Source organism: Amycolatopsis mediterranei (genome assembly GCF_026017845.1).
Taxonomy (GTDB): Bacteria; Actinomycetota; Actinomycetes; order Mycobacteriales; family Pseudonocardiaceae; genus Amycolatopsis; species Amycolatopsis mediterranei.
Genome location: NZ_CP100416.1, coordinates 9,518,654 through 9,540,073, shown reverse-complemented (window position 1 = coordinate 9,540,073; position 21,420 = coordinate 9,518,654). Strand labels below are relative to the sequence as shown.

The window sequence follows — 21,420 nt, the reverse complement described above, 5'->3', positions numbered from 1 at the left end:
ATCTGGTTTGTCTACTCACTAGAATCAGTGCTTATGGAACTGCATCAGCTCGCGTACTTCGTCGCCGTCGCGGAGGAAGGCAACTTCACGCGCGCGGCGGAGCGGCTGCACGTCGCCCAGCCCGGGGTGAGCGCGCAGGTCAAGCGCCTCGAGCGGGAGCTGGGGCAGGAGCTGCTGGACCGCTCCGGCCGGACGGTCCGGCTCACCGACGTCGGCGCCGCGGCCCTGCCGCACGCCCGGGCCGCGCTCGCGGCGGTGCGGGGCGTGCGCGAAGCCGTCGAGGAACTCGCCGGGCTGGTCCGCGGGCAGGTGGCGATCGGCATGGTGACGTCGGTGGGCCCGGTCGGGCTGCCCGACCTGCTGGCCGGCTTCCACGAGCGGTACCCGGCCGTCGAAATCACGCTCTCGGAGGCCGACTCCGACACCATGCTCGCCGCGCTGCGCGAGGGACGGCTCGACCTCGCCGTCGTCGGCATCTCGACGGCCCCGCCACCCGGCATCGCGACGCAGGTGCTGCTCGAGGAGGCGTTCGTGGCCGTCAGCGGTCCGTCCGGTCTGCTGGCCGGGCGGGACGAGGTCGAGATCCCCGACCTCGACGGCCTGCCGCTGATGGCCCTGCCGAAGGGGACGGGCCTGCGCACGGCGCTGGACGCGGCCTTCGCGCGGGTGGGGCTGACCCCGCGGATCGCGTTCGAGGCGGCCGATCCGAACGTGCTGGTGCAGCTGGCGACGCGCGGGCTCGGCGTGGCGATCGTGCCGGAGTCGCTCGCCCGGTACCACCAGGCGGAGCTGGCCGTCGCCGGGCTCGGCGGCCCGGGGCTGCGGGGCATGCTGGCGCTGGCCTGGCGGGCGGACGGGCCGTTGAGCCCGGCCGCGCGGGCGTTCATCGCGTTCGTCCGGGCGGCTCACCGCTCTTGACACATCGTCAACAGGGGCGTCTCCTGGAGCACGAGGAGGTGCGCCGATGCCCGAGTCCACCCTTCGCGACGCCGTCATCGGCGCCGGGCTGCTGGCCGGCAGCGCGAACGTGATCATGCAGCTGTCCCGCGCGCCCGTCGGGCACGGCGTCCTGGAGAGCCGCGTCGACAGCGGCAACCTCTTCCGCCACCCGGTGAAGCGGACCCGGACCACGCTGACCTACCTGGCCGTCGCGACGATGGGCACCGACGCCGAACGCGCGGCCTTCCGGAAGGGCGTCAACCGGGCTCACGCGCAGGTGCACTCGACCGCGTCGAGCCCGGTGGCCTACGACGCCTTCGACACCGACCTCCAGCTGTGGGTCGCGGCCTGCCTGTACAAGGGCATCGAAGACGTCCTCCTCGCCTTCGGCGGTGGGGAGCCGGAGCGGTTCTACGCCGGCGCCGCCGCCCTCGGCACCACGCTGCAGGTGCCGCCCGAGAGGTGGCCCGGCGACCGGGCGGCCTTCGAGGAGTACTGGGCCGGCGAGCTGGCCGAGGTGTGCATCGACGACGCCGTCCGCCGCTACCTCACCCGGATCGTCGACCTGGAGTTCCTGCCGCCGGTCGTCGCCGGGCCCGGACGGCGGTTCCACCGGTTCGTCACCACCGGGTTCCTCCCGCAGCGCTTCCGCGACGAAATGCGGCTGCCCTGGACCGCCGCCGACCAGCGCCGCTTCGAGGCGCTCCTCGCCGCGCTCGGCCTGGTCGTCCGCGTCCTGCCCGGCCCGCTGCGGCGGTTCCCGTTCAACGCCTGCCTCGCCGATCTGCGGTGGCGGCTGCGCACCGGACGCCCGCCCGTCGGGAGTTGACCGCCTCGCGCGGGGACGCGAGGGTGGGCGGATGAGCGGTGATGAGGTGCGGCACGGCGTCAAGCTGAGCAGTCTCGACCAGGAGGTCTTCCCCGACGCGGGGGTCACCAAGCGCGAGCTGCTCGACTACCTCGAAGCGGTGTCCGGCCGGATGCTGCCGGAGCTGCACGACCGGCTGCTGAGTGTCGTGCGGGTGCTGCGCGGCCAGGGGCCGTTCATGCAGAAGAACCTGCCGAAGTACACGCCGGAGTGGGTGGAGCGCCGGGCGCTGTGGGCCGACCGCTCGCGGCGCGAGGTCGTCTACGCGCTCTGCAACGACCTGCGCACGCTGCTCTGGTTCGGCAACCAGCGCGCGATCGAGTACCACACGACGCTGTTCCGCGGTGAGCCCGCGAACGGGCCGACGCACCTGATCCTCGACCTCGACCCGCCCGCGGACGCACCGTTCTCCCTGGCCGTGGGCGCCGCGAAGCTGGTGAGGGAGGCGTTGCGCAAAGACGGCCTGGACGGCGCGGTGAAGACCAGCGGCTCCAAGGGCGTCCACGTCTTCGTGCCACTCGCGGCGGGCCAGTCCACCGAGGACATCGCGGCGGCGACCCGCGCGGTGGCGGCCCGCGCCGAGCGGATCGACCCGGCGCTGGGCACGACGGAGTTCGTGGTCGAGCGCCGCGAAGGCAAGGTGTTCCTGGATTCCACGCGGGCCGGCGGCGCGACGGTCGTCTCGGTCTACAGCCCGCGCCACCGCCCTGGTGCGCCCGTGTCGTTCCCGGTCCGCTGGGCCGGCCTCGACGACGTCAAGCCGGCCGACTTCACCGTGCACACGGTCCCCGGCCTGCTGGGCGACGGTGATCCGTGGACCGAGGAGATGCCCGAGCCGTTCGTGCTGCCCGCGGACCTGGTCGAGGAGGGGCACACGATCCCGATCGCCCGCGTGGTTGCGATGCACGAGGGCAAGCGCCGCGCCCGCGCGGCCCGCGAATCCGGCTCCTGATGCAGTGAATGACTCATTCCTGGCGTCCGACGCCAGGAATGAGTCATTCACTGCATGGCTGCTGGGTCAGGCGGCCTGGTTGTGGCTGGGCCAGGCGTGGCCGAGGGGCCGGCGCAGGGACGAGCGGGTGATCGCGACGATCCGGGCCGGCCGGTGCGAGACCGCGACGCGGTGGCGGGCCAGCCAGACGACGTCCCGCCCGAACGACCACGTCAGCGAGGCCAAGGCGACCGCGACCAAAACCAACGTCACCGACGTCGGCAACAGCTCCGAGACCGTGACCACCAGGACGACCCCCTGCACGGCCGCGACCGTCTTGCGCGCCATGCTCGGGTACAGCGGCGCGGTCAGCCAGGGCATGGTCCACGAGGCGGCGACGAACACGTACCGCATCAGGCCGATCGCCAGCACCCACAGCCCGAGCGTGCGGGACACCTGGATGCACAGCAGCAAGATCAAGAACGCGTCGACCTCCATGTCGAAGCGCGCGCCGAACTCCGACGCCGTGCCGGTGCGCCTTGCCACCTGGCCGTCGAGACCGTCCAGGAGCAGGGCCACGCCGACCAGCCCGACCAGCCAGCCGAGGGCGAAGTCACCGTCGGCGATCAGGGCCGCGGCGCAGCCGACGAGGATCGCGCGGGCGAAGGTGATCCAGTCCGCCGGTCCGAAGGCGCCGCGGCCGCTGCGGCGCAGCCCCCACTCGGTGAGCAGCACCAGCGCGAGGGCGTAGACGACTCCGGTCGCCCAGGCCAGCGGCGTGAAACCGACCGCGAAAACCCCTGCGGCGAGCACCGGCGCCGGAATCACCGCACGCAGGAGAAGGTCCTGTTTGATCATCGTCGACTCCGCGAATTGCTCATAGGGTGGCGACGCCAGCCTCCGGACGCCCGCTGAGGAGAAACACGTGGAACAGGCTTTCTGGGTTCAAAGTCCCGGCTCGGGACAGCTGCGCGAGGAGCGGCTGCCCGCGCCCGGGCCGGACGACGTGCTCGTCCGCACGCTGTACTCCGGCGTGAGCCGCGGCACCGAAACCCTGGTCTTCCGCGGGGGCGTCCCGGCGAGCCAGCACGCCGTCATGCGCGCGCCCTTCCAGGAGGGCGAGTTCCCCGGCCCGGTCAAGTACGGCTACCTCAACGTCGGCGTCGTCGAACAGGGCCCGGCGCACCTCGACGGCAAGACGGTCTTCTGCCTCTACCCGCACCAGACCGCATACGTCGTCCCGGCGAGCGCGGTGACGCCGGTGCCGGCTGCCGTCCCGCCCGGGCGCGCGATCCTGGCCGGCACCGTCGAGACGGCGGTGAACGCCGTGTGGGACGCGCGCCCGCGGCTCGGCGACCGGATCGCCGTCATCGGCGCCGGGATGGTCGGCTGCAGCGTCGCGAAGCTGCTCACCGGCTTCCCGGCCGCGCGGGTGCAGCTGATCGACGTCGATCCGGCCAAAGCGGACATCGCCGCCGCGCTCGGGGTCGAGTTCTCGACACCGGACGAGGCGCTCGGCGACTGCGACCTCGTCGTGCACGCCAGCGCGTCCGAGGCCGGCCTCACCAAAGCCCTGGAACTACTCGCGCCGGAAGGGGAGGTCGTCGAGCTGTCGTGGTACGGCGACCGCCGGGTCAGCGTCCCGCTCGGCGAGAACTTCCATTCGCGACGGCTGGTGATCCGCAGCAGCCAGGTCGGGACGGTCGCGCGGCCCGACCGCAGCTACGCCCAGCGCCTCGCCGTCGCCCTGGATCTGCTGGCCGATCCGGCGTTCGAAGCGCTGGTCAGCGGCGAGTGCATGTTTAAGGATCTTCCGTCCGTGCTACCCCGGCTGGTCGCGAATGAACTTTCCGCCCTGTGCCTCCGTGTCATGTATCAGCCGCAGTGACCACGTCCACCCGAACGCATCGGAGGTCTTGGTGTTCAGCATCACCGTCCGTGACCACGTGATGGTCGCCCACAGTTTCCGCGGGGAAGTCTTCGGTCCCGCGCAACGCCTGCACGGGGCGACTTTCGTGGTGGATGCGACGTTCCGCCGGGCCGAGCTCGACGAGGACAACATCGTCGTCGACATCGGCAAGGCCACGGAGGAACTCGGGGCGGTGCTGAGCGACTTGAACTACCGCAACCTCGACGACGAGCCGGAGTTCAAGGGCATCAACACCTCGACCGAGTTCCTCGCGAAGGTCATCGCCGACCGCCTCGCCGACGCCGTCCACGCCGGACGCCTCGGTGAAGGCGCGCGCGGCCTCGACGGGATCGTCGTCTCGCTGCACGAATCGCACATCGCCTGGGCGAGTTACGAGCGTGCCCTGTGAACTCCCTCTACGTGGTCCTCCCCGGGGACGTCGACGACTCGTCCGTGCCCAGCGGTGGGAACACCTACGACCGCCGGATGTGCGACCGGCTCGCCGCCGCCGGCTTCGACGTGCACGAGATCGCCGTCTCCGGCAGCTGGCCGCGGCCGGACACCGAGGCCCGCGCGGTCCTCGGCCACCTGCTCTCCGCGCTGCCCACCGGCTCGGCCGTGCTGCTCGACGGTCTGGTCGCGTGCGGCGTGCCCGAGGTCGTCGTCCCGCAGGCACGCCGGCTGTCGGTGTCGGTGCTGGTGCACCTGCCGCTGGCCGACGAGACCGGCCTGCCGCCCGCGCTCGCCGCCGAGCTCGACGCGCTGGAGCGCGAGACGCTGCGGGCCGTCGGCTCGGTCGTCGCGACCAGCGAGTGGGCCGCGCGCCGCCTGATCGGCCACCACGGCCTGGCCCCGCACCGCGTGCACTCCGTGACCCCGGGCGTCGACCCGGCGCCGCTCGCCGTCGGCACCGACGGGGTGTCCCGGCTGGTCTGCGTGGCCAACGTGACCCCGCGCAAGGGCCAGGGCGTGCTCGCCCAGGCCCTCGAAACCGTCGCCGACCTGCGCTGGACCTGCGAATGCGTCGGCGGGATCCGCCGCGAGACCAAGTACGTCGAGCGGCTGCGCGAGCACCGGCTCGGCGCCCGCTTCACGCTCACCGGCCCGCGCACCGGCGCGGCGCTCGAGGCCACCTACCACACCGCCGACCTGCTCGTGCTGCCCTCGCGCGCCGAGACCTTCGGCATGGTCGTCACCGAGGCCCTCGCCCGCGGCGTGCCGGTGCTGACCACCGACGTCGACGCGCTGCCCGACACCGTCGGCGTCGCGCCGGACGGCTCGGTGCCCGGCATGCTCGTCCCGGGCGACGACGTCGAGGCGCTCGGCGCCGCCCTGCGCCGCTGGCTCACCGAGCCCGCGCTGCGGACGCGGCTGCGCGCGTCGGCGAAGCTGCGCCGCGAGACCCTGACCGGCTGGGACCACACCGCCCGCCGGATCGCCGAGATCCTGCACCGGCAGGAGGCGGCGGCATGACCGCGTTCGCCCCCGACTGGCTCTACCTGCGCGAACCCGCCGACGCCGCGGCCCGCGCCACCGAGCTCCTCGAACCGCTGCGCGCCCACCTGCCCGAGGACTTCGTGGTTCGGGACCTGGGCTGCGGCACCGGCTCGCTCGGCCGCTGGCTGGCCGCCCGCCTGCCCGGCAGCCAGCACTGGATCCTGCACGACCACGACACCGACCTGCTCGCCCACGCCCAGGCGAGCCTCCCGGGCACCGCGCTCGACGGCAGCCCGGTCGACGCCGTCGCCGAGCAGCGCGACATCACCGCGCTGCGGGCCGCCGACCTCGCCGGGACGTCGCTGGTCACCGCGTCCGCCCTGCTCGACCTGCTGACCAGGGACGAGGTCACGGCACTGGCCACGGCGGTCGTCGAAGCCGGCTGCGCGGCCCTGCTGATGCTGTCGGTCACCGGCAAGGTGGAGCTCTCGCCCGCCGACCCGCTCGACCCCGCGCTCGCCGCTGCGTTCAACGCCCACCAGCGCCGGGTCACCGAAGACGGCCGCCGGCTGCTCGGCCCGAACGCCGTGGACGTCGCCGCGACCGCGTTCGGCAGGCTCGGCGCGACGGTCGTCCGCGCGGACAGCGCCTGGCGGCTCGGCCCGGACCAGGCCGAACTGCAGCGGCAGTGGCTCGAAGGCTGGGTCGGCGCCGCCGTCGAGCAGCTGCCGGAGCTGCGCCCGGTCGCCGACGTCTACCTGCAGCGGCGGCTGGAAATGGCCCGCTCCGGCGAGCTGCACGCGGTGATCCACCACGGCGACCTGCTGGTCCTGCCGCCGAGCCGGGCGGTGGCGGCGTGAAGCGCGCACTGGCCTGGCTGCGGATCCTCGGCGCGGCCGGCATCCTCGCCGTCCTCGTCTGGCAGCTCGGCAGCGCCGCCTTCCTCGACGGGCTCGGCCGGATCAGCGTCCCCGGCGTGCTGGCCGCCCTCGCCATCGGCTTCACGACGACGCTGTTCAGCGCGGGCCGCTGGCAGATCGTCGCCACCCGGCTCGGCCTGCGGCTTTCGCTGCGCACCGCCGTCGCCGACTACTACCGCGCGCTGTTCTTCAACGGCGTGCTGCCCGCCGGCGTCCTCGGCGACGTCCACCGCGCGGTCCAGCACGGCCGTGACAGCGGGGACGTGCCGCGCGGCGTGCGGGCCGTCGTCCTGGAACGCACCGCCGGCCAGGTCGTGCTGATCGCCTCCGCGGTCACCGTCGTGCTCGCGTCGCCGGACGTCGTCCCCGGCGCGTTCCGCGAGGTCGTGGTGGTGGCCGGGGTGGTCGTCGTGCTGGCCGCCGTCACCGCGCTGGTCGTCGGCCGCCTGCTGGGCGGCCGCTGGATCCACAGCCCGTCGAAGTGGCGCCGCGGCTTCGCCGCCACCCTCGCCGACGTCCGGCTCGGGCTGCTGACCCGCGAGACGTGGCCCAGCGTGGGCTTCCTGTCCGTCGCGACCCTGGCCGGGCACCTGGCCCTGTTCGTCGTCGCCGCCCGCGTCGCCGGGGTCGGCGCGCCGGTGTGGCAGCTGGTGCCCCTGATGGTCCTCGCGCTGCTCGCGATGGGCCTCCCCCTCAACGTCGGCGGCTTCGGCCCGCGCGAGGGCGTCTGCGCCCTGCTCTTCGGCGCGGCCGGTCTGGGAGCCGCCCAAGGTGTCACCGTCGCCGTGGTCTACGGCGTGCTCACGCTCGTCGCGAGCCTGCCTGGCGCCGGTGTCCTGTTCGTCCGGAGTGTCGCCGGGTTCCGCGAGACCCGCGCTCCGCACACCGGTGTCGTGCCCGCTCCGCGCACGGCGGCCGACACCGGGATCGAATCGGAAGTGGGGTTGAAGTCATGACCGCAAGTGACGTCAGTGATCTTGCCGGGGGTCTGCCGCGCCGGGCCGTGGTCGAGCGGGTCGTCGAAACCCGGCTGCCGACCCGGCACGGGACCTTCCGCGCGTTCGGGTACCTCGACCGCACCGGCACCGAGCAGGTCGCGCTGGTCTACGGCGACGTCGCCCCGCTCGGTGCGCTGGTCCGGGTGCACAGCGAATGCCTGACCGGCGACGTCTTCGGCTCGACGCACTGCGAGTGCGGCGACCAGCTGGCGGTGGCGCTGGACCGGATCGTCGAGGAGGGCTCGGGCGTGCTCGTCTACGTCCAGGGCCACGAGGGCCGCGGGATCGGCCTGCTCGCGAAGCTCGAGGCGATGCGCCTGCAGCAGGACGAGGGCCTCGACACGGTCGACGCGAACGTGGCGCAGGGCCTGCCGGTCGACGCCCGCGACTACCACGCGGCGGCGGGCATCCTGACCGACCTCGGCGTCCGCTCGGTGCGCCTGCTGTCGAACAACCCGGCGAAGGTCGAACAGCTCACGCGCTACGGAATCCGGATCAGCGAGCAGGTGCCGCTGCTGGTTCCGCCGAATCCGGAGAACCTGCGGTACCTGCGGACGAAGGCCGAGCGGATGGCCCACCTGCTGCCGCACCTGGGCCAGGCGTTCTCAGGCGCCTAGCACCTCGAGCACCCCGGCGAAGCGCTGGACCAGCGTGTCCAGCACGACGTGCCCCTTGGCCGCGCTCGCCAGCGAAGGACGGCCGACCACCCCCGACTCCGTGTAGGCCCGCAGGCCCAGTGTCAGCAGGTGCTCCCGGTCGGTGACGTGGTCGGCCGTTTCGTGTCCGGGCCGGACCAGGTGCGGGTGGGCGTGCAGCAGGATCGACGTCTCCAGCTCGCCCGCGTGCATGTCGTCGTCCAGTGACGTCCGCAGGCCGGCCGCGGTGTGCGCCGCCTGCCAGTCCGCGACCCCCGGGAACAGCGCCATCGCGCCCGCCGCCTCCTGGACCACATTGGACAGTACGTAGTTGCCGCCGTGCCCGTTGACCAGCACGAGCCGGTCCACCCCGGACGCTTTCAGGGACGCGGCGACATCGGTGACCACGGCGTGCAGCGTGCGCGCCGAAATGCTCACCGTGCCGGCCCAGCCCGCGTGCTCGTGCGAGCACGAGATCGTGATCGGCGGCAGGTGGAGGACGGGGTACGCCTCGGCCACCGCGCCGGCGAGGGTGGCCGCGATCACCGTGTCGGTCGCCAGCGGGAGGTGCGCGCCGTGCTGCTCGAAGCTGCCGACCGGGAGCACCGCGACCGACGCCCGCCGCTCCTGCTCGTCGGCGGTGGTGGCGAGCGGGAACAGATCGGTCATGCGCGCGTCCCTTCTCTATGTTGGTGGCATGACCGAGCATGCCGCACTACTGGACGTCGCGCGCGAGGCCGTGGCGAAGGCGACGGAGATCGTCAGGTCGCGCCCGAGTTTTTCCGTTTCCGCGAAAGGCGATCGCGATCTGGTGACCGACGTCGACACCGCGGTCGAGGACGCGCTGCGGGAGTTCCTCACCGCCGAGACGCCGGAGATCGGGATCCTCGGCGAGGAGCGCGGCCGCAGCGGGGACGGCGGCGGCCGCTGGTGGGCGCTCGACCCCATCGACGGGACCGCCAACTTCGCCCGCGGAATTCCGCTCTGCGGGATTTCCCTGGCGCTGGTGGACGGCGAGCACAGCACGGTCGCCGCGATCACGCTGCCGTACCTCGGCGTCACCTACACCGCAGCGCGCGGCGAAGGCGCCTTCGCGAACGGAGAGCGCGTCGGCGCTTCCACCGCGACGGAATTGTCCGACGCGATGATCGCCGTCGGGGACTTCGCGATCGGCGAGCTCGCCGAGGAGAAGAACCGCGCGCGGCTGACGCTGCTGTCGGACCTCGGCGCGCGGGCGCAGAAGATCCGGATGCTCGGCACGGCGGCCATCGACCTCGCCTGGGTGGCGGACGGAAAGCTCGACGCCGCACTGATCCTGTCCAACAACCCGTGGGACACCATGGCCGGCGTGCTGCTCGTGCGGGAGGCCGGCGGTGTCGTCGTCGACCGCGACGGCAGCGAGCACACGGTCGGTTCCGAGGCGACGATCGCCGTCGGCGCCGGGCTGCGCAAGGAGATCGTGGACGCACTTGATCGGGCGTACGGGGTTGTTCGTTAGGATTCCTGGGTACACCGTGGGCGGCGCCACAGCGCTCTTTTGCGCTGTCCGCGCAAGGTTTTCGGTTACGTTGGTACCGGTCGGCCGCGCAGGCTGGCATGCTGACCGGATCTCGTCGGCCACTTCGGAGAATGGTGGATGCTCGTGGAAAGTCGCCGGATCCGCGATCGGTACCGGCTGCTCGAGCCGATCGGCGGCGGCGCGATGGGCACGGTGTGGCGGGCCCAGGACGAAAAGCTCGACCGCACCGTGGCGATCAAGGAACTCCTGCTGCCGCACGACCACGACGAGCAACGCACCCAGGAGGCGAAGAACCGCGCGATGCGCGAGGCGCGGATCGCCGCCCGGCTCCAGCATTCCCACGCGATCACCGTGTTCGCCGTCCTCGAGGAGGAGGACCGGCCGTGGCTGGTGATGGAGTACCTGCCGTCGAAGAGCTTGGCACTGGTGCTCGGCGAGGAGCCGGCCACGGTGGACGACGCCATCCGCGTCGGCGTGCAGATCAGCTCGGCGCTGGCCGGCGCGCACCGCGCCGGGGTGGTGCACCGCGACGTGAAGCCGGCCAACATCCTGGTTTCCGAGGACGGCACGGCGAAGATCACCGACTTCGGCATCTCGCGCGCGATCGGTGACGTCAAGCTGACGGCCACCGGGGAGATCGCCGGAACGCCCGCGTACCTCGCGCCCGAAGTGGCCCGCGGCGAAGACGCGGACTTCGCCGCCGACGTCTTCTCGCTCGGGGCCACGCTGTACGCCGCCGTCGAGGGACAGTCGCCGTACGGCACCGCCGACAACCCGATCGCCTTGCTCTACAAGGCCTCCAGCGGCGAGATCGTGCCGCCGGAGAAGGCGGGCCGGCTGACGCCGCTGCTGCTGCGGATGCTGGCCTCCGAGCCGGCCGAGCGCCCGTCGATGGACGAAGTCGAGCAGGAGCTGCTGGCGCTCCTGCCGGACGCGGAGCCCGGCGATTCGGTGCTCGCGGCGACGGTGCCGGAAACCGAGCTCCCCGCTGTCCCGACCGTGCCGGCCGCCGTCTCCGTGCCCGCGGGCGAGGTCACCACGGTGTCGCCGGGCGCGCGCAAGGGCCTGATCGCCGTCGGGGCGGGCGCGGCGCTGCTGTGCGTGGCGGTCGTCGTGGCGATCCTGCTGGTCGTGCGGCAGCGGGCGCCGCAGGACAACAACGTGGCCGCACCGCCGTCGCAGACGCCGTCCACCTCGGCGTCCGCGACTCCCTCGACGCAGCCGTCGACGCCTGCGCCCTCTTCGCCACCGACGTCGGCGACCTCGGCGCCGTCGACCGCGCCGACCTCGCAGACGGTTTCGACGGTGTCCTCGTCGAAGACGGCGGCGCAGGCGCTGAGCGACTACTACTCGCTGCTCCCGGGCAATCCGCAGGCGGCGTGGAACCTGCTCACGGACAAGTTCCGGGCCTCGCGCAACCAGACGTACGAGAGGTACAAGAACTTCTGGGGCCAGTACCGGGTGGTGCAGGCGACCAGCGTCAAGGAGGTCGGGCCCAACCGGGTCACCGCGCACGTCACCTACGACGGCGGCAACCCCGAGAACGACACCTTCACGCTCGTCCAGGACAACGGCGTCTGGAAGATTGACTCGCAGAGCTGAACCTTCGCGGGCCGGGGTGCGTGTGACGTATGAGCCGTCACCGCCGTCGATCCACGCTGGAGGTAGCCGTGTCTGTTTCCGAACCCGACCTGCTCCGGCGTGCGCGATGAGGCCCGCCGACCCGATGGTGTTCATCCTCCCGGCCGCGCCGCCGGGCAGCGACACCTACGACAAGCGGATGTGCCAGAACCTGCCCGCCGTCGGGCAGCCGGTGCTGGAGCTGCCGATCGCCGGCGACTGGCCGGAGCCGGACGCGACGTCGAGACGGAGACTGGCGCGGTCGCTCGCCGCGCTGCCGGACCGGACGGTCGTGCTGCTCGACGGCATGATCGCCTCCGGCGTCCCCGAGATCGTCGTCCCGCACGCGCGGCGGCTGCGCCTGGCCGTGCTGGTGCACCAGGCCCTGGCCGACGAGCCGGGGCTCGCCCCGGCGCACGCCGCGGAGCTCGACGCGTGCGAGCGCGAGACGCTGCGGATGGCCGGGATGGTCGTCGCGACCAGCCCGTGGCTCGCCCGCCTGCTGATCGACCGCCACGACCTGGACCCGGGCCGCGTCTACGTCGCCAAGCCAGGAACCGACGCGGCCCCGCTCGCGGCGGGCGCGGACGGCGTGTCCCGGCTGCTCTGCGTGGGCGAGGTGACCCACCGCAACGGCCACGACGTGCTGGTCCAGGCCCTCGGCGAGGTCGACCACCTGGCCCTGTCGTGCGTGTTCGCCGGTTCGCTGGAGGCGGACCCGGCGTACGTCGCCGAGCTCGGCTGGTCGATCGAGCGGCTCGGCCTCGGCAACCGCATCACGCTCGCGGGCGACGCGGTCGACCTCGGCGCGGCGTACAACGCGGCGGACCTGCTGGTCATCCCGGCCCGCGCGGCGACGTCGGGCATGTTCGTGGCCCAGGCGCTGGCCAGGGGCATCCCGGTGCTGGCCGCCGAGGTGGGCGGGGTGTACGACGCACTGGGCGTCGACGCCGACGGCGAGATGCCGGGCCTGCTCGTCGAGCCGGACGACCCGTTCGCACTGGCCGACGCGCTGCACCGCTGGTACGCGGACCCGGAGTTGAGAAGGTCCCTGCGCACGGCGGCGCTGGGCCGGGGCAGCGCGCTGGAGGAGTGGGACGTGGCGGCCCGCCGCCTGACGCACGTCCTGTCGCGGCTGGCGTCCGAACCGCGGATCGTCGCCTGACGGCCTTGCCGGGGTGCTGAGATTCCAGCCTTCGCCCTGACTTGGCGGAACGGTTCGCCGGAGCACCGGCGAACCGGACCGTCACGCCAGGGTGAGCGCGTAGACCTCCACCCGCGGGTCGTTCGGCAGGCTCACCGACTGCACGGTCTTCCCGCCGTCCAGCCCGGCCGAAATCCCGAACAACCGGACCGGCGGCCCGTCGATCCCGCTGCCGGCCTTGATCCGGTGCGGCATCTCGAGCAGCACCGGACTGCCGGACCCCGCCCAGTCGCCGAAGGTCACGGCCAGGTCGGCGCTCGTGCCGTCGGTGTAGTGCGCCGTCAGCGTCGTCGACACCGGCCCGTTGTGCGACGCCCCGACCAGCTTCAACGCCCCGTGCTGCCCGGCGGGGAGCAGCAGCGACTGCCCGCGGGCCTCCACGAAGTTGGGTGACGTCCCCGAAGCGTCCGGCGCCGCGTACGTGACGCCGTCCCAGACCACCGGCCCCGCCGCCGGGAGCAGCGAAGCGTCGTAGCTCCAGCCGCCGCCGTCGAAATTGCCTTCCGTGGACGCGGCCACGGTCGCCGTGCCGTCGTGGTTGCGGTCGCGGCCCAAGTCCACCGCGCACTGCGGGCCCGGCGACACGCACGCCGACGGCGTGCGGACCTCGATCGTCGCCGAGCGGGTCACCGTGTTCGCGCCCAAGCCCGACACCGTCACCTGCACCGGGTAGGTCCCGAGAGCCGCGCCCACCGGCACATTCACCGTGATCGGCACCGTCCGCTGCACCGGCAGCCGTCCGGACCAGATCAACTCCCACGGCTGGACCAGGGTCTTCCACGGCGCCGTGACCGAGACCGTCACCGGCTGCACCACCGGGTTCTGGGCCACCACGTCCAGGTCGAGGTGGACCTGCTGCGCGGTGCCGGACGGGATCACCACGGACGTCTGCCGCAGCGAAGCGTCGACGTGCCGCCGCTGGTCACCCGGCGCGTTGTTCACCGAAGGCGGGGCCGCGGACGGCGAGGTTCCCCACGAAGACGGCCGGGACCCGAGCTGGTGCGCGAGCGTGCCGCCGTGCGCCAGCGAAGCCCAGTCCAGGGACGTCTGCCGGACGTCCCGGCCGTTGAGCGACACGCGCTGGATGTACCGGTTCGCGTCGCTCGCGCCCGGCGCCGACACCGTGAGCGTCCCGCCCTGCGCGGAGCCGTACTGTCCGATCCGGACGGTCGCCGACTCGAACTGCGGGCTCGACAGCGCGAGGAAGTTCGCGCCGCTCATCGTCGGGTACAGGCCGAGCGACGAGAAGACGTACCAGGCCGACATGGTGCCGAGGTCGTCGTTGCCGGTCATGCCGTCGGGGCCGGTGGTGAACAACGTCATCGCCGCGCGGACGACGGTCGCCGTCTTCGCCGGCGCGCCGACCCAGTTGTACGTGTAGGGGGCGAGCAGGTCGGGCTCGTTGTTCGGGTTGTAGGTGGACTTGCCGTAGTAGTCGTACGGGCTGGCGATCCAGTCCTTCCGCGCGGTGCCGGCGGGATCGGCCAGCAGCTTGTCGTAGGCGAAGAAGGAATCAAGCCGCTTCTCCGTCGACGTCCGGCCGCCCATCAGCGAGACGAGCCCGGCCGGGTCCTGCGGCACGAGCCACTGGTACTGGTAGGCGCCGCCTTCGTGGAACTGGTGGCCGGCGTCGACCGGGTTGTACGGCGCGAGGAAGGTGCCCTCGGTCGTGCGCGGGCGGAACTGCTGCGTCGACGAGTCCCAGAGATTCTTGTACCACTGACCGCGGTCGGCGAACATCTTCGCGTCGGCGCCGTGGCCCAGCCCGCGGGCCATCAACGCCAGCGCCGCATCGGCCGCCGAGTACTCCATGGTCGCCGACGCCGGGTGCTCGCAGTCGTTGTCGCCGCCCTTGGCCGCGCAGTCCTTGCCGAGCTCCAGCCCGCTCGGGATGTACCCACGCTCGTTGTAGTAGTTGACGCCGGAGCGGCCGTTGTACGGCGAATCGGCGGGCGGCGTGCTCGTCGCGTTCTTCTTGAGCAGCGCGTACGCCTCTTCCTCGTGCCCGGCGAGCAGGCCCTTCGACCACGCCTCGACGAGGAACGGCGTCACCGGGTCGCCGGTCATGATGTTCGTTTCGCTCTCGGCCAGCGCCCACCGCGGCAGCCACCCGCCGTCGCGCCCGATGGCGACGACCGACAGGGCGACGTCCCGCGCGACCTGCGGTTCCAGCATTTCGAGGAGCTGGTTCTGCGGCCGGTAGGTGTCCCACAGCGAGAAGTTCTGGTACGGCGTGTAGCCGCTCGCGGTGTGCACCTTGCCGTCGAAGCCGGTGTACGCGCCGTCGGTGTCGCCGGCCAGGTTCGGGTGCAGCTGAGCGTGGTAGAGCGCGGTGTAGAACGCCGTCTGCCGCTCGGTGGTGCCGCCGGCGATCTTGATCGCGCCGAGCCGGTCCACCCACTGCTGGTGCAGCGCGGTCTTCGTGGCGTCGAAGTCGAAGTCCTTGGTCTCCGCGGCGAGGTTCTTTCGCGCGCCGTCGAGACCGGTGTAGGACAGGCCGACCTTGAGCACGACGTCGTGGTCGGTGGTCGCGTCGAAGCTCGCCCAGGCGCCGTTGCCGCCGGTGCCCGCGGCGTCGCGGCTGCCGGGCGTGCGCGTCGAATCGCGCCAGGTGCCGAACGAGCTGAACGGCCGGTCGAAGGTGGCGGTGAAGTAGACGGTGTGTTCGTCGTGCCCGGCGCAGAAGCCGCCGGCTTTCACCCGCCCTTCGAGCGTCCGGTCGCCGACGACGTGGATCTCGGAGTCCTTGACGGACTGGTTGGCCTGACCGGTGTTGAACAGGACGTTCGCCGCGCCGGTCGACGGAAAGGTGTAGCGCTGCCAGCCGGTGCGCGCGGTCGCCGTCAGTTCCGCGTCGATGCCGTACTTCTTGAGGCCGACGCGGTAGTAGCCGGGCTCGGCGTGCTCGTCGTCGTGGCTGTATCCGGACCGGTAGGCGTTCTTGTCAACGTTGTCCACGGCGCCGGTGGTCGGCATGATCGGCAGCTCGCCCATCACGCCGCAGCCGACGCCGGACAGGTGCGTCTGGCTGAAGCCGTAGATCGCGTTCTGCAGGTAGTCGTAGCCGCCCTGCCCGCCGGTGTCCGGGCTGACCTGCACCATTCCGAAGGGCGCACTGGCGCCCGGGAACGTGTTCCCGAAGTTCTGCGTGCCGACGAACGGGTTGACCAGGCTCACCGGATCGACCGGCACGGCGGCGGCCGCGGTGGCCTGGGTCGAGGCGGCGACCACGAGCACGGCGGCCGCGGCGGCGATCAGTGGTCTGCTTGGCGACCCCATGGGGCGCGCACCTCCCAGGTGACAACGTTGTCAGAAGCGGACTGTCCAGCAGCTTTTCACATCGGGGGGCATTTGAGAAGGCGGCAAGCAGGTCAAGCCGTTGTCATCGCTTGCCGGAGCAGCCGGGCGGCGGCTTCGACGCCGGAGTCGGCGAGGTTGCCGTAGCCGAGGACGAGCGCGGGCTCGCCCGGCGCCGCCCGGTAGCCGTCGAGATCGGCCACCTTGACGCCGGCTGCCTTCGCCCTCCGGACGACGGCCGCGGCGTCCCGGTCGAGGTGGAGCAGGAGGTGCAGCCCGGCGGCGGCCCCGGAGAGCCGCGCGGGCCCGAGCGCGGCGACGAGCCGGTCGCGCCGGGCGCGGTACCGCAGCCGGGCGCCGCGCAGGTACCGGTCGTAGCCGCCGCTTTCGACGAAGCCGGCGAGCGCGAGCTGGTCGACCACGGGTGGCGGGTGCGCCCGAACTGTCCACTGTGGAGGCAGGACGGCCCAGCCGAGGCCGAGCGCGGGGCTGAGCGTCTTGCTCACCGACCCGAAGAGCGCGACCCGCGCCGGGTCGGTGCCCTGGACGGTGCCGACGGGCCGCCGGTCGTACCGGAACTCGGCGTCGTAGTCGTCTTCGAGGATCAGCCCGTCGACGTCGCGCGCCCAGCCGAGGAGCTCGGCCCTCCGCCGTGGCGAGAGGACGGAGCCGGTGGGGAACTGGTGCGCGGGCGTGACGAGCACGGCGCGGACGCCCGCCGGAATGCGCCCGACGTCGATGCCCTCGTCGTCGACCGGCACCGGGTCGACGGTCATCCCGGCGCTCTCGGCCGCCCGCCACAACCGCGTCCACCCGGGATCTTCGACGGCCAGGCGCGTGCTGCCGCGCTCGACCAGGGCGCGGCACACGCCGGCCACGCCGTCGGTGACGCCGCCGCAGACCAGCACGGTGCCGGGCGCGGCGCCGCGGACGCGCCGGAGGTAGTCGCCCAGGACCTGCCGCAGCCGGGGGTGGCCGCCCGGCTCGGGCAGTCCGAAGTCCGGGTGCGGTGTGGTCGCCAGGACTTCGCGCACCGCTTCGGCCCACGGCCGGCGGGGAAAGTTCCGCAGGTCCGGCAGGCCCGGAGCGAGGTCGTACCGCGGCGGGGCCGCGCGCGCCGGTTCCGCCGCCGCCACCGCGTCACCCACCCGCCGGATCCGGGTGGCCGATCCGGTGTGCCCGGCCAGGTACCCCTCGGCGACGAGCTGGGCGTACGCCTGCGTGACGACCCACCGTGAGCACCCGAGGTCGGCGGCGAGCCGGCGGCTCGGCGGGACAGTGCCGTCCAAGACGCCCTCCCGGATCGCCTTGCGCAAGGCCCTGGCCAGCTGTTCGTGCTTCGGACCCGGCCCGGCCGGCTCCAGCAGCACGCCCCAATCGGTCTGTGATCCCGCCACGGTGTTGGACTGTAGTACCGGACCGATCCGGGCTTAGCGTGGTCGGCATGAAGAAGGTGGAACTGGGCCGGACCGGCCGGCGGGTGAGCCAGGTGTCGCTGGGCTGCATGACGATGGGCACGTCGACCGACGAGCCGACGTCGGCCCGCATCCTGGACGCGTACCTCGACGCGGGCGGCGACTTCCTGGACACGGCGAACTGCTACGCGTGGTGGGCGCCGGACGCCACGGGCGGCGAAAGCGAAGCACTCCTCGGCCGTCTCTTGCGGGGCCGCCGCGACCGGGTCTTCCTGGCCACGAAGGTGTCGGCGGGGATCACGGACCTCCCGGCGGCCCGCGCGGCCCGGCACGCGGACGGCACGGTGGACTGGGACGCGGTGGAGCGCACGTTCGAGGGCGCGGGTGCCGCGGTGATCGAGCGCGAGGTCGAAGCGAGCCTGCGGCGGCTGGGCACCGGCCACATCGACCTCTACTACGTCCACGTGGACGACCGCCGCGTTCCGCTCGAGGAGACCCTGTCCGCTTTGGACGGACTGGTCCGCGCCGGCAAGGTGCGGCACATCGGCTGGAGCAACGTCCGCACCTGGCGCCTGGAGCGCATCCGGACCTTGGCGCTGGCCAACGGGTGGGCTTCCCCGGTGGCCGTGCAGGTCCAGCACTCCTACCTCCGCCCCGCGGCGGGCGTCGAAGCGGCGTCGATCGCGAGCGGCGAGCTACTGGACTGGCTGGCCGCGCATCCGGACGTCTCGCTGGCGGCGTATTCCTCGCTGCTGCGCGGGATCTACGACGACGCCGCCTACCGCGAGTCCACGCCGGTGTGGCGCTCCTACGCGGGTCCGGACGCCGAAGCGCGCCTGACCGCGGTGGCCAAGGTGGCGGCCGAACTCGGTGCCACGGGCAACCAGGTGGCGTTGGCGTGGTTGCTGCACCACGGCGTCATCCCGCTGATCGGACCGCGGACCTGGGCGCACTACGAGTCGATCGCGCCGGCCTTCACACTGGAGCTGCCGGAGGAATTGCTGTCCTTCTTGGACAACGCGTAGGCGGTGGCGAGCAGCGCGGCGACGCTCGGCTTGCGCTCGTCGCGCCGCCGCCACGTCATGGTGAGGTCGGTGGCCGCCCCGGCCAGCGGAACGGCGACCGCGCCCGCGTGCTCGACGAGGGCGGGCACGATCCCGCACCCCAGGCCGGCGGCCACGCACCGCGCGAGGGCGGCGAGGCTGCCGACTTCCGCTTCGACGACGGGGCCGTCGATCCGGTCCAGCATCTCCCGGAAGCCGCAGCCGTTGGGTGTCGCGAGGAAGCCGACACCGTCGAGGTCGCCGGGCCGGATTTCGTCCTTCGGCGCCAGCGGATGGCCGGGCGGGACGATGACGACGAGCGGTTCGGTGCCCAGCGACGCACTGGCGAGCGCCGGATCGGCGGGCGGCTCGCCGAAGGTGAAGCAAACGTCCATTTCGGACTGTTGCACGGCTTGGTAGAGCTCGCCGCGGCTGCCTTCTTCCAGCCTGATCCGCACGCGCGGCCACCGCGTCCGGTATTCGCCGAAGAGGGCCGGGATCCGTTGCGCGCACAGCGTTTCCAGTGCGCCGATGGTCAGGTCGCCGTCCGGTTCACCGCGTTCCTCGTCGACCGCGGCCCGGGCTTCCTCGACGAGTTCCAGCACCTGGTCCGCGTAGCCGACGAGCCGTTCTCCGGCGCCGGTGAGCCGCAGCCGCCGCCCGCGTTCGAACAGCTTCGAGCCGAGTTCGGCTTCGAGGGTCTGGATCTGTTCGGTGACGCTGGATTGCGCGTAGTGCAGCTCGGCGGCGGCGTGGGTGAAGTTGAGCGTCCGCGCGACGGCGCGGAAGGTGCGCAGGTGGCGCAGTTCCATGGCATCCCCCATCGGCGTTCCCGATAGCCGTCATCGTAACCGCCTGCTTCCGCCGAGATCACCGAGCGGTCACGCTTTCGGGGTGGCAAGACTCCTCGCCGGCCTTTCGCTGGGCTACTTCCTGGTCATGCTGGACACGACGATCGTGACGGTCGCGCTCCCGGCTCTCTCGCCGTCTTTGCCGGCACAGCAATGGATTTCGAACGGCTACACGCTGACGTTCGCGGCGTTCCTGCTGACGGCGGGGGCGTGGTCGGACCGCTTCGGCGCCCGCCGGGTGTTCTCGGCCGGCCTGGTCTCGTTCGCGGCGCTGTCCGGTTTGTCGGCGCTGTCGTTCGCGACGCCGTTGCTGATCGCCCTCCGCGCCCTGCTGGGCGTGGCGGGCGCGCTGCTGGTCCCGTCATCGCTGTCCCTGATCGCGGCGGCCTACCCGGTGCCTGCCGCGCGGGCGAAGGCGATGGGGGTGTGGGCCGCGGTGAGCGGAACCGGCTTGGTGGCGGGGCCGCTCCTGGGTGGTCTCCTGACGGAGGCGTTCGGCTGGCGGGCGATCTTCCTGGTCAACGTCCCGGTGGCGGCGGTCGCCTGGGCGCTGTCCCGATCGGCCCCACTGAGCCCGGCCAGGCCCGGTCGCATCGACGTCGTGGGCCAGCTCTCAGCCGTAGTCGCTTTGTCGACACTGACGTACGCCCTGATCGAGCGCTCGTGGGGCGCGTTGCTGCTCTCCGCGGTCGCGGCCGCGGTGTTCGTGCGCTCCCAGCGCCACCCGGAGGCGATGCTCCCGGCCCGCTTGTTCCGCAAACGCGCGTTCCCGCTCGGGCTGGCGGCGGGCGCGATCGTGAACTTCGGGTTGTCCGGAGTACTGTTCGTGCTTTCCCTGTATTTCCAGGAAAACCGCGGTTACCCGCCATCGGCGACGGGCCTGGCCTTTCTCCCGCTGACGATCCCGACGGCGTTCAACCCGATTTTCACCGGCCGGTTGGTGGCCCGTTCCGGGCCCCGGGTTCCGGCGGTCTCGGGCTTCCTGCTGATGTCCGCGGGCACGCTGGTCCAGGCGTGGTCAACCTCGCCCGCCATCTCGGCGGTCGCGCTGGCACTGCTGGGCTTCGGCGTCTCACTGGCCATCCCCTCACTGCTGGCGGCGGTGGTCACGGCGGCCCCGCCCGAGCTGACCGGCGTCGCCGGCGGGGCGTTGAACGCATCCCGCCAGACGGGCGCGGCTCTCGGAGTGGCAATCCTGGGCGCGCTGCTGACCGGCACAACGGCGTCGATCGCACTGCTCACGGCGGCGGGCGTGCTCCTGGCCGGAGCGCTGGTCGTCGCCGCGATCCCGGCGGCTCGGCTGGTGCGGGAAAGCTGAGCCGAAACTGCTCTCTTTCGGTTATCCTTGGATCCGGGAATTCTCCGAAGCACTCGGAGAAAAAATCACCGTTCCCGGGGAGGATTGGTCATGGTGAAGAAGCTGGCCGGAATTGCCGGCCCGGCGCTGGCGATCTGCGCGCTCGCCGCGCTGCCGCTGATCGGCGCCACTACCGCGTACGCCAACGCCGGGGTGTCGGCCGCCGTAGTCACCCCGACGCCCACCCCCGACGGCAACCCCTGGCACGGCTGAAGCCTGAAGCTGTGCGCAAGTTTCGGGTGGGCTCGGTGGCTCGGCTGTCGGGTCGACTGGCTGATCTCGACGTCCCGGCGGGTGCTAGGGTGCGGTGTAGGCCCTCGTAGCTCAGGGGATAGAGCACGGCTCTCCTAAAGCCGGTGTCGCAGGTTCGAATCCTGCCGGGGGCACAAAGTCCCTGGTCGGGGCGATGACCAGGGGCTTCGCGCTGGGTCGGCCCGTGCTTGACCCTCTTCTTCGGGAAGCCCGATCTTCGGACGC

General features: G+C 72.4%; 20 protein-coding genes and 1 tRNA gene. 16 read left to right on the top strand and 5 right to left on the bottom strand.

All coding sequences use genetic code 11. The features are described 5' to 3' along the window. Positions 1-33 precede the first annotated feature (33 nt). The 3 genes from ISP_RS43165 to ISP_RS43155 are packed head-to-tail and all read left to right on the top strand — an operon-like array spanning position 34 to position 2,759. On the top strand, positions 34-918 hold the full coding sequence (locus ISP_RS43165; RefSeq protein WP_013230083.1) for a LysR family transcriptional regulator: 885 nt from the start codon (positions 34-36) through the stop codon (positions 916-918). A 46-nt stretch (positions 919-964) separates the two neighbouring features. After that, the gene (locus tag ISP_RS43160; protein WP_013230082.1) at positions 965-1,768 is read left to right on the top strand and encodes an oxygenase MpaB family protein; all 804 of its coding nucleotides are present in this window, start codon (positions 965-967) and stop codon (positions 1,766-1,768) included. A gap of 31 nt (positions 1,769-1,799) precedes the next feature. Next, the gene (locus tag ISP_RS43155; RefSeq protein WP_013230081.1) at positions 1,800-2,759 is read left to right on the top strand and encodes a DNA polymerase domain-containing protein; all 960 of its coding nucleotides are present in this window, start codon (positions 1,800-1,802) and stop codon (positions 2,757-2,759) included. Positions 2,760-2,825: 66 nt separating this feature from the next. Here the strand turns inward: ISP_RS43155 and ISP_RS43150 are convergent, their stop codons facing one another. Further along, a complete protein-coding gene (locus tag ISP_RS43150) occupies positions 2,826-3,596 on the bottom strand; it encodes a CDP-alcohol phosphatidyltransferase family protein (RefSeq protein ID WP_013230080.1) in 771 nt (256 codons plus the stop codon). Positions 3,597-3,663: 67 nt separating this feature from the next. Between ISP_RS43150 and ISP_RS43145 the strand changes: the two genes are divergently transcribed. From ISP_RS43145 to ribA, 6 genes are read left to right on the top strand one after another with little or no spacing between them, the layout of a single operon-like run. Then, positions 3,664-4,626 carry a zinc-dependent alcohol dehydrogenase gene (locus ISP_RS43145; RefSeq protein WP_013230079.1) on the top strand — a complete coding sequence of 321 codons (963 nt, stop codon included), beginning with the start codon at positions 3,664-3,666 and terminating at the stop codon, positions 4,624-4,626. Between the two features lie 31 nt (positions 4,627-4,657). After that, a complete protein-coding gene (locus ISP_RS43140) occupies positions 4,658-5,056 on the top strand; it encodes a 6-pyruvoyl trahydropterin synthase family protein (protein ID WP_013230078.1) in 399 nt (132 codons plus the stop codon). Continuing rightward, on the top strand, positions 5,053-6,120 hold the full coding sequence (locus tag ISP_RS43135) for a glycosyltransferase family 4 protein (protein WP_013230077.1): 1,068 nt from the start codon (positions 5,053-5,055) through the stop codon (positions 6,118-6,120). Before ISP_RS43140 ends, ISP_RS43135 begins: the two co-directional genes overlap by 4 nt. Further along, complete coding sequence (locus tag ISP_RS43130) at positions 6,117-6,944, top strand: methyltransferase domain-containing protein (RefSeq protein WP_013230076.1); 828 nt, start codon at positions 6,117-6,119, stop codon at positions 6,942-6,944. Before ISP_RS43135 ends, ISP_RS43130 begins: the two co-directional genes overlap by 4 nt. Beyond that, entirely contained in the window at positions 6,941-7,960 is a 1,020-nt protein-coding gene (locus ISP_RS43125) for a lysylphosphatidylglycerol synthase transmembrane domain-containing protein (RefSeq protein ID WP_013230075.1), read from the top strand. The genes ISP_RS43130 and ISP_RS43125 overlap by 4 nt, the downstream gene beginning before the upstream one ends. Then, positions 7,957-8,619: a GTP cyclohydrolase II gene (gene ribA / locus ISP_RS43120; RefSeq protein ID WP_034284081.1), complete on the top strand. Its 663-nt coding sequence runs from the start codon at positions 7,957-7,959 to the stop codon at positions 8,617-8,619. The genes ISP_RS43125 and ribA overlap by 4 nt, the downstream gene beginning before the upstream one ends. On the opposite strand, the gene ISP_RS43115 is transcribed toward ribA, so the two are convergent. Further along, positions 8,608-9,306 carry a creatininase family protein gene (locus ISP_RS43115; RefSeq protein ID WP_013230073.1) on the bottom strand — a complete coding sequence of 233 codons (699 nt, stop codon included), beginning with the start codon at positions 9,304-9,306 and terminating at the stop codon, positions 8,608-8,610. The two genes, ribA and ISP_RS43115, sit on opposite strands and share 12 nt — an antisense overlap. A gap of 28 nt (positions 9,307-9,334) precedes the next feature. Between ISP_RS43115 and ISP_RS43110 the strand changes: the two genes are divergently transcribed. The 3 genes from ISP_RS43110 to ISP_RS43100 all read left to right on the top strand — a co-directional run bounded on the left by ISP_RS43110 (position 9,335) and on the right by ISP_RS43100 (position 12,941). Then, a complete protein-coding gene (locus ISP_RS43110) occupies positions 9,335-10,135 on the top strand; it encodes an inositol monophosphatase family protein (RefSeq protein ID WP_013230072.1) in 801 nt (266 codons plus the stop codon). Positions 10,136-10,273: 138 nt separating this feature from the next. Next, on the top strand, positions 10,274-11,758 hold the full coding sequence (locus ISP_RS43105; RefSeq protein WP_013230071.1) for a serine/threonine-protein kinase: 1,485 nt from the start codon (positions 10,274-10,276) through the stop codon (positions 11,756-11,758). 124 nt (positions 11,759-11,882) lie between these two features. Continuing rightward, entirely contained in the window at positions 11,883-12,941 is a 1,059-nt protein-coding gene (locus ISP_RS43100) for a glycosyltransferase family 4 protein (RefSeq protein ID WP_013230070.1), read from the top strand. Between the two features lie 81 nt (positions 12,942-13,022). Here ISP_RS43100 and ISP_RS43095 read toward each other — a convergent pair whose 3' ends face one another. After that, positions 13,023-16,259 (bottom strand): GH92 family glycosyl hydrolase, encoded by a 3,237-nt coding sequence (locus ISP_RS43095; RefSeq protein WP_013230069.1) that lies wholly within the window; start codon positions 16,257-16,259, stop codon positions 13,023-13,025. 92 nt (positions 16,260-16,351) lie between these two features. After that, on the bottom strand, positions 16,352-17,674 hold the full coding sequence (gene pdxR, locus ISP_RS43090; protein ID WP_230468616.1) for a MocR-like pyridoxine biosynthesis transcription factor PdxR: 1,323 nt from the start codon (positions 17,672-17,674) through the stop codon (positions 16,352-16,354). A gap of 47 nt (positions 17,675-17,721) precedes the next feature. Between pdxR and ISP_RS43085 the strand changes: the two genes are divergently transcribed. Continuing rightward, positions 17,722-18,717: an aldo/keto reductase gene (locus ISP_RS43085; protein ID WP_176742196.1), complete on the top strand. Its 996-nt coding sequence runs from the start codon at positions 17,722-17,724 to the stop codon at positions 18,715-18,717. Here the strand turns inward: ISP_RS43085 and ISP_RS43080 are convergent. Further along, a complete protein-coding gene (locus ISP_RS43080; protein WP_230468615.1) occupies positions 18,645-19,559 on the bottom strand; it encodes a LysR family transcriptional regulator in 915 nt (304 codons plus the stop codon). The genes ISP_RS43085 and ISP_RS43080 overlap by 73 nt on opposite strands. A 70-nt stretch (positions 19,560-19,629) precedes the next feature. Between ISP_RS43080 and ISP_RS43075 the strand changes: the two genes are divergently transcribed. The 3 genes from ISP_RS43075 (at position 19,630) to ISP_RS43065 (ending at position 21,329) form a co-directional block, all read left to right on the top strand. Next, positions 19,630-20,904 carry an MFS transporter gene (locus tag ISP_RS43075; RefSeq protein ID WP_013230065.1) on the top strand — a complete coding sequence of 425 codons (1,275 nt, stop codon included), beginning with the start codon at positions 19,630-19,632 and terminating at the stop codon, positions 20,902-20,904. Positions 20,905-20,994: 90 nt separating this feature from the next. After that, positions 20,995-21,156, top strand: a complete 162-nt coding sequence (locus ISP_RS43070; protein ID WP_014467773.1) for a hypothetical protein — start codon at positions 20,995-20,997, stop codon at positions 21,154-21,156. A gap of 100 nt (positions 21,157-21,256) precedes the next feature. Beyond that, positions 21,257-21,329, top strand: a tRNA-Arg gene (locus ISP_RS43065). Positions 21,330-21,420 lie beyond the last annotated feature (91 nt).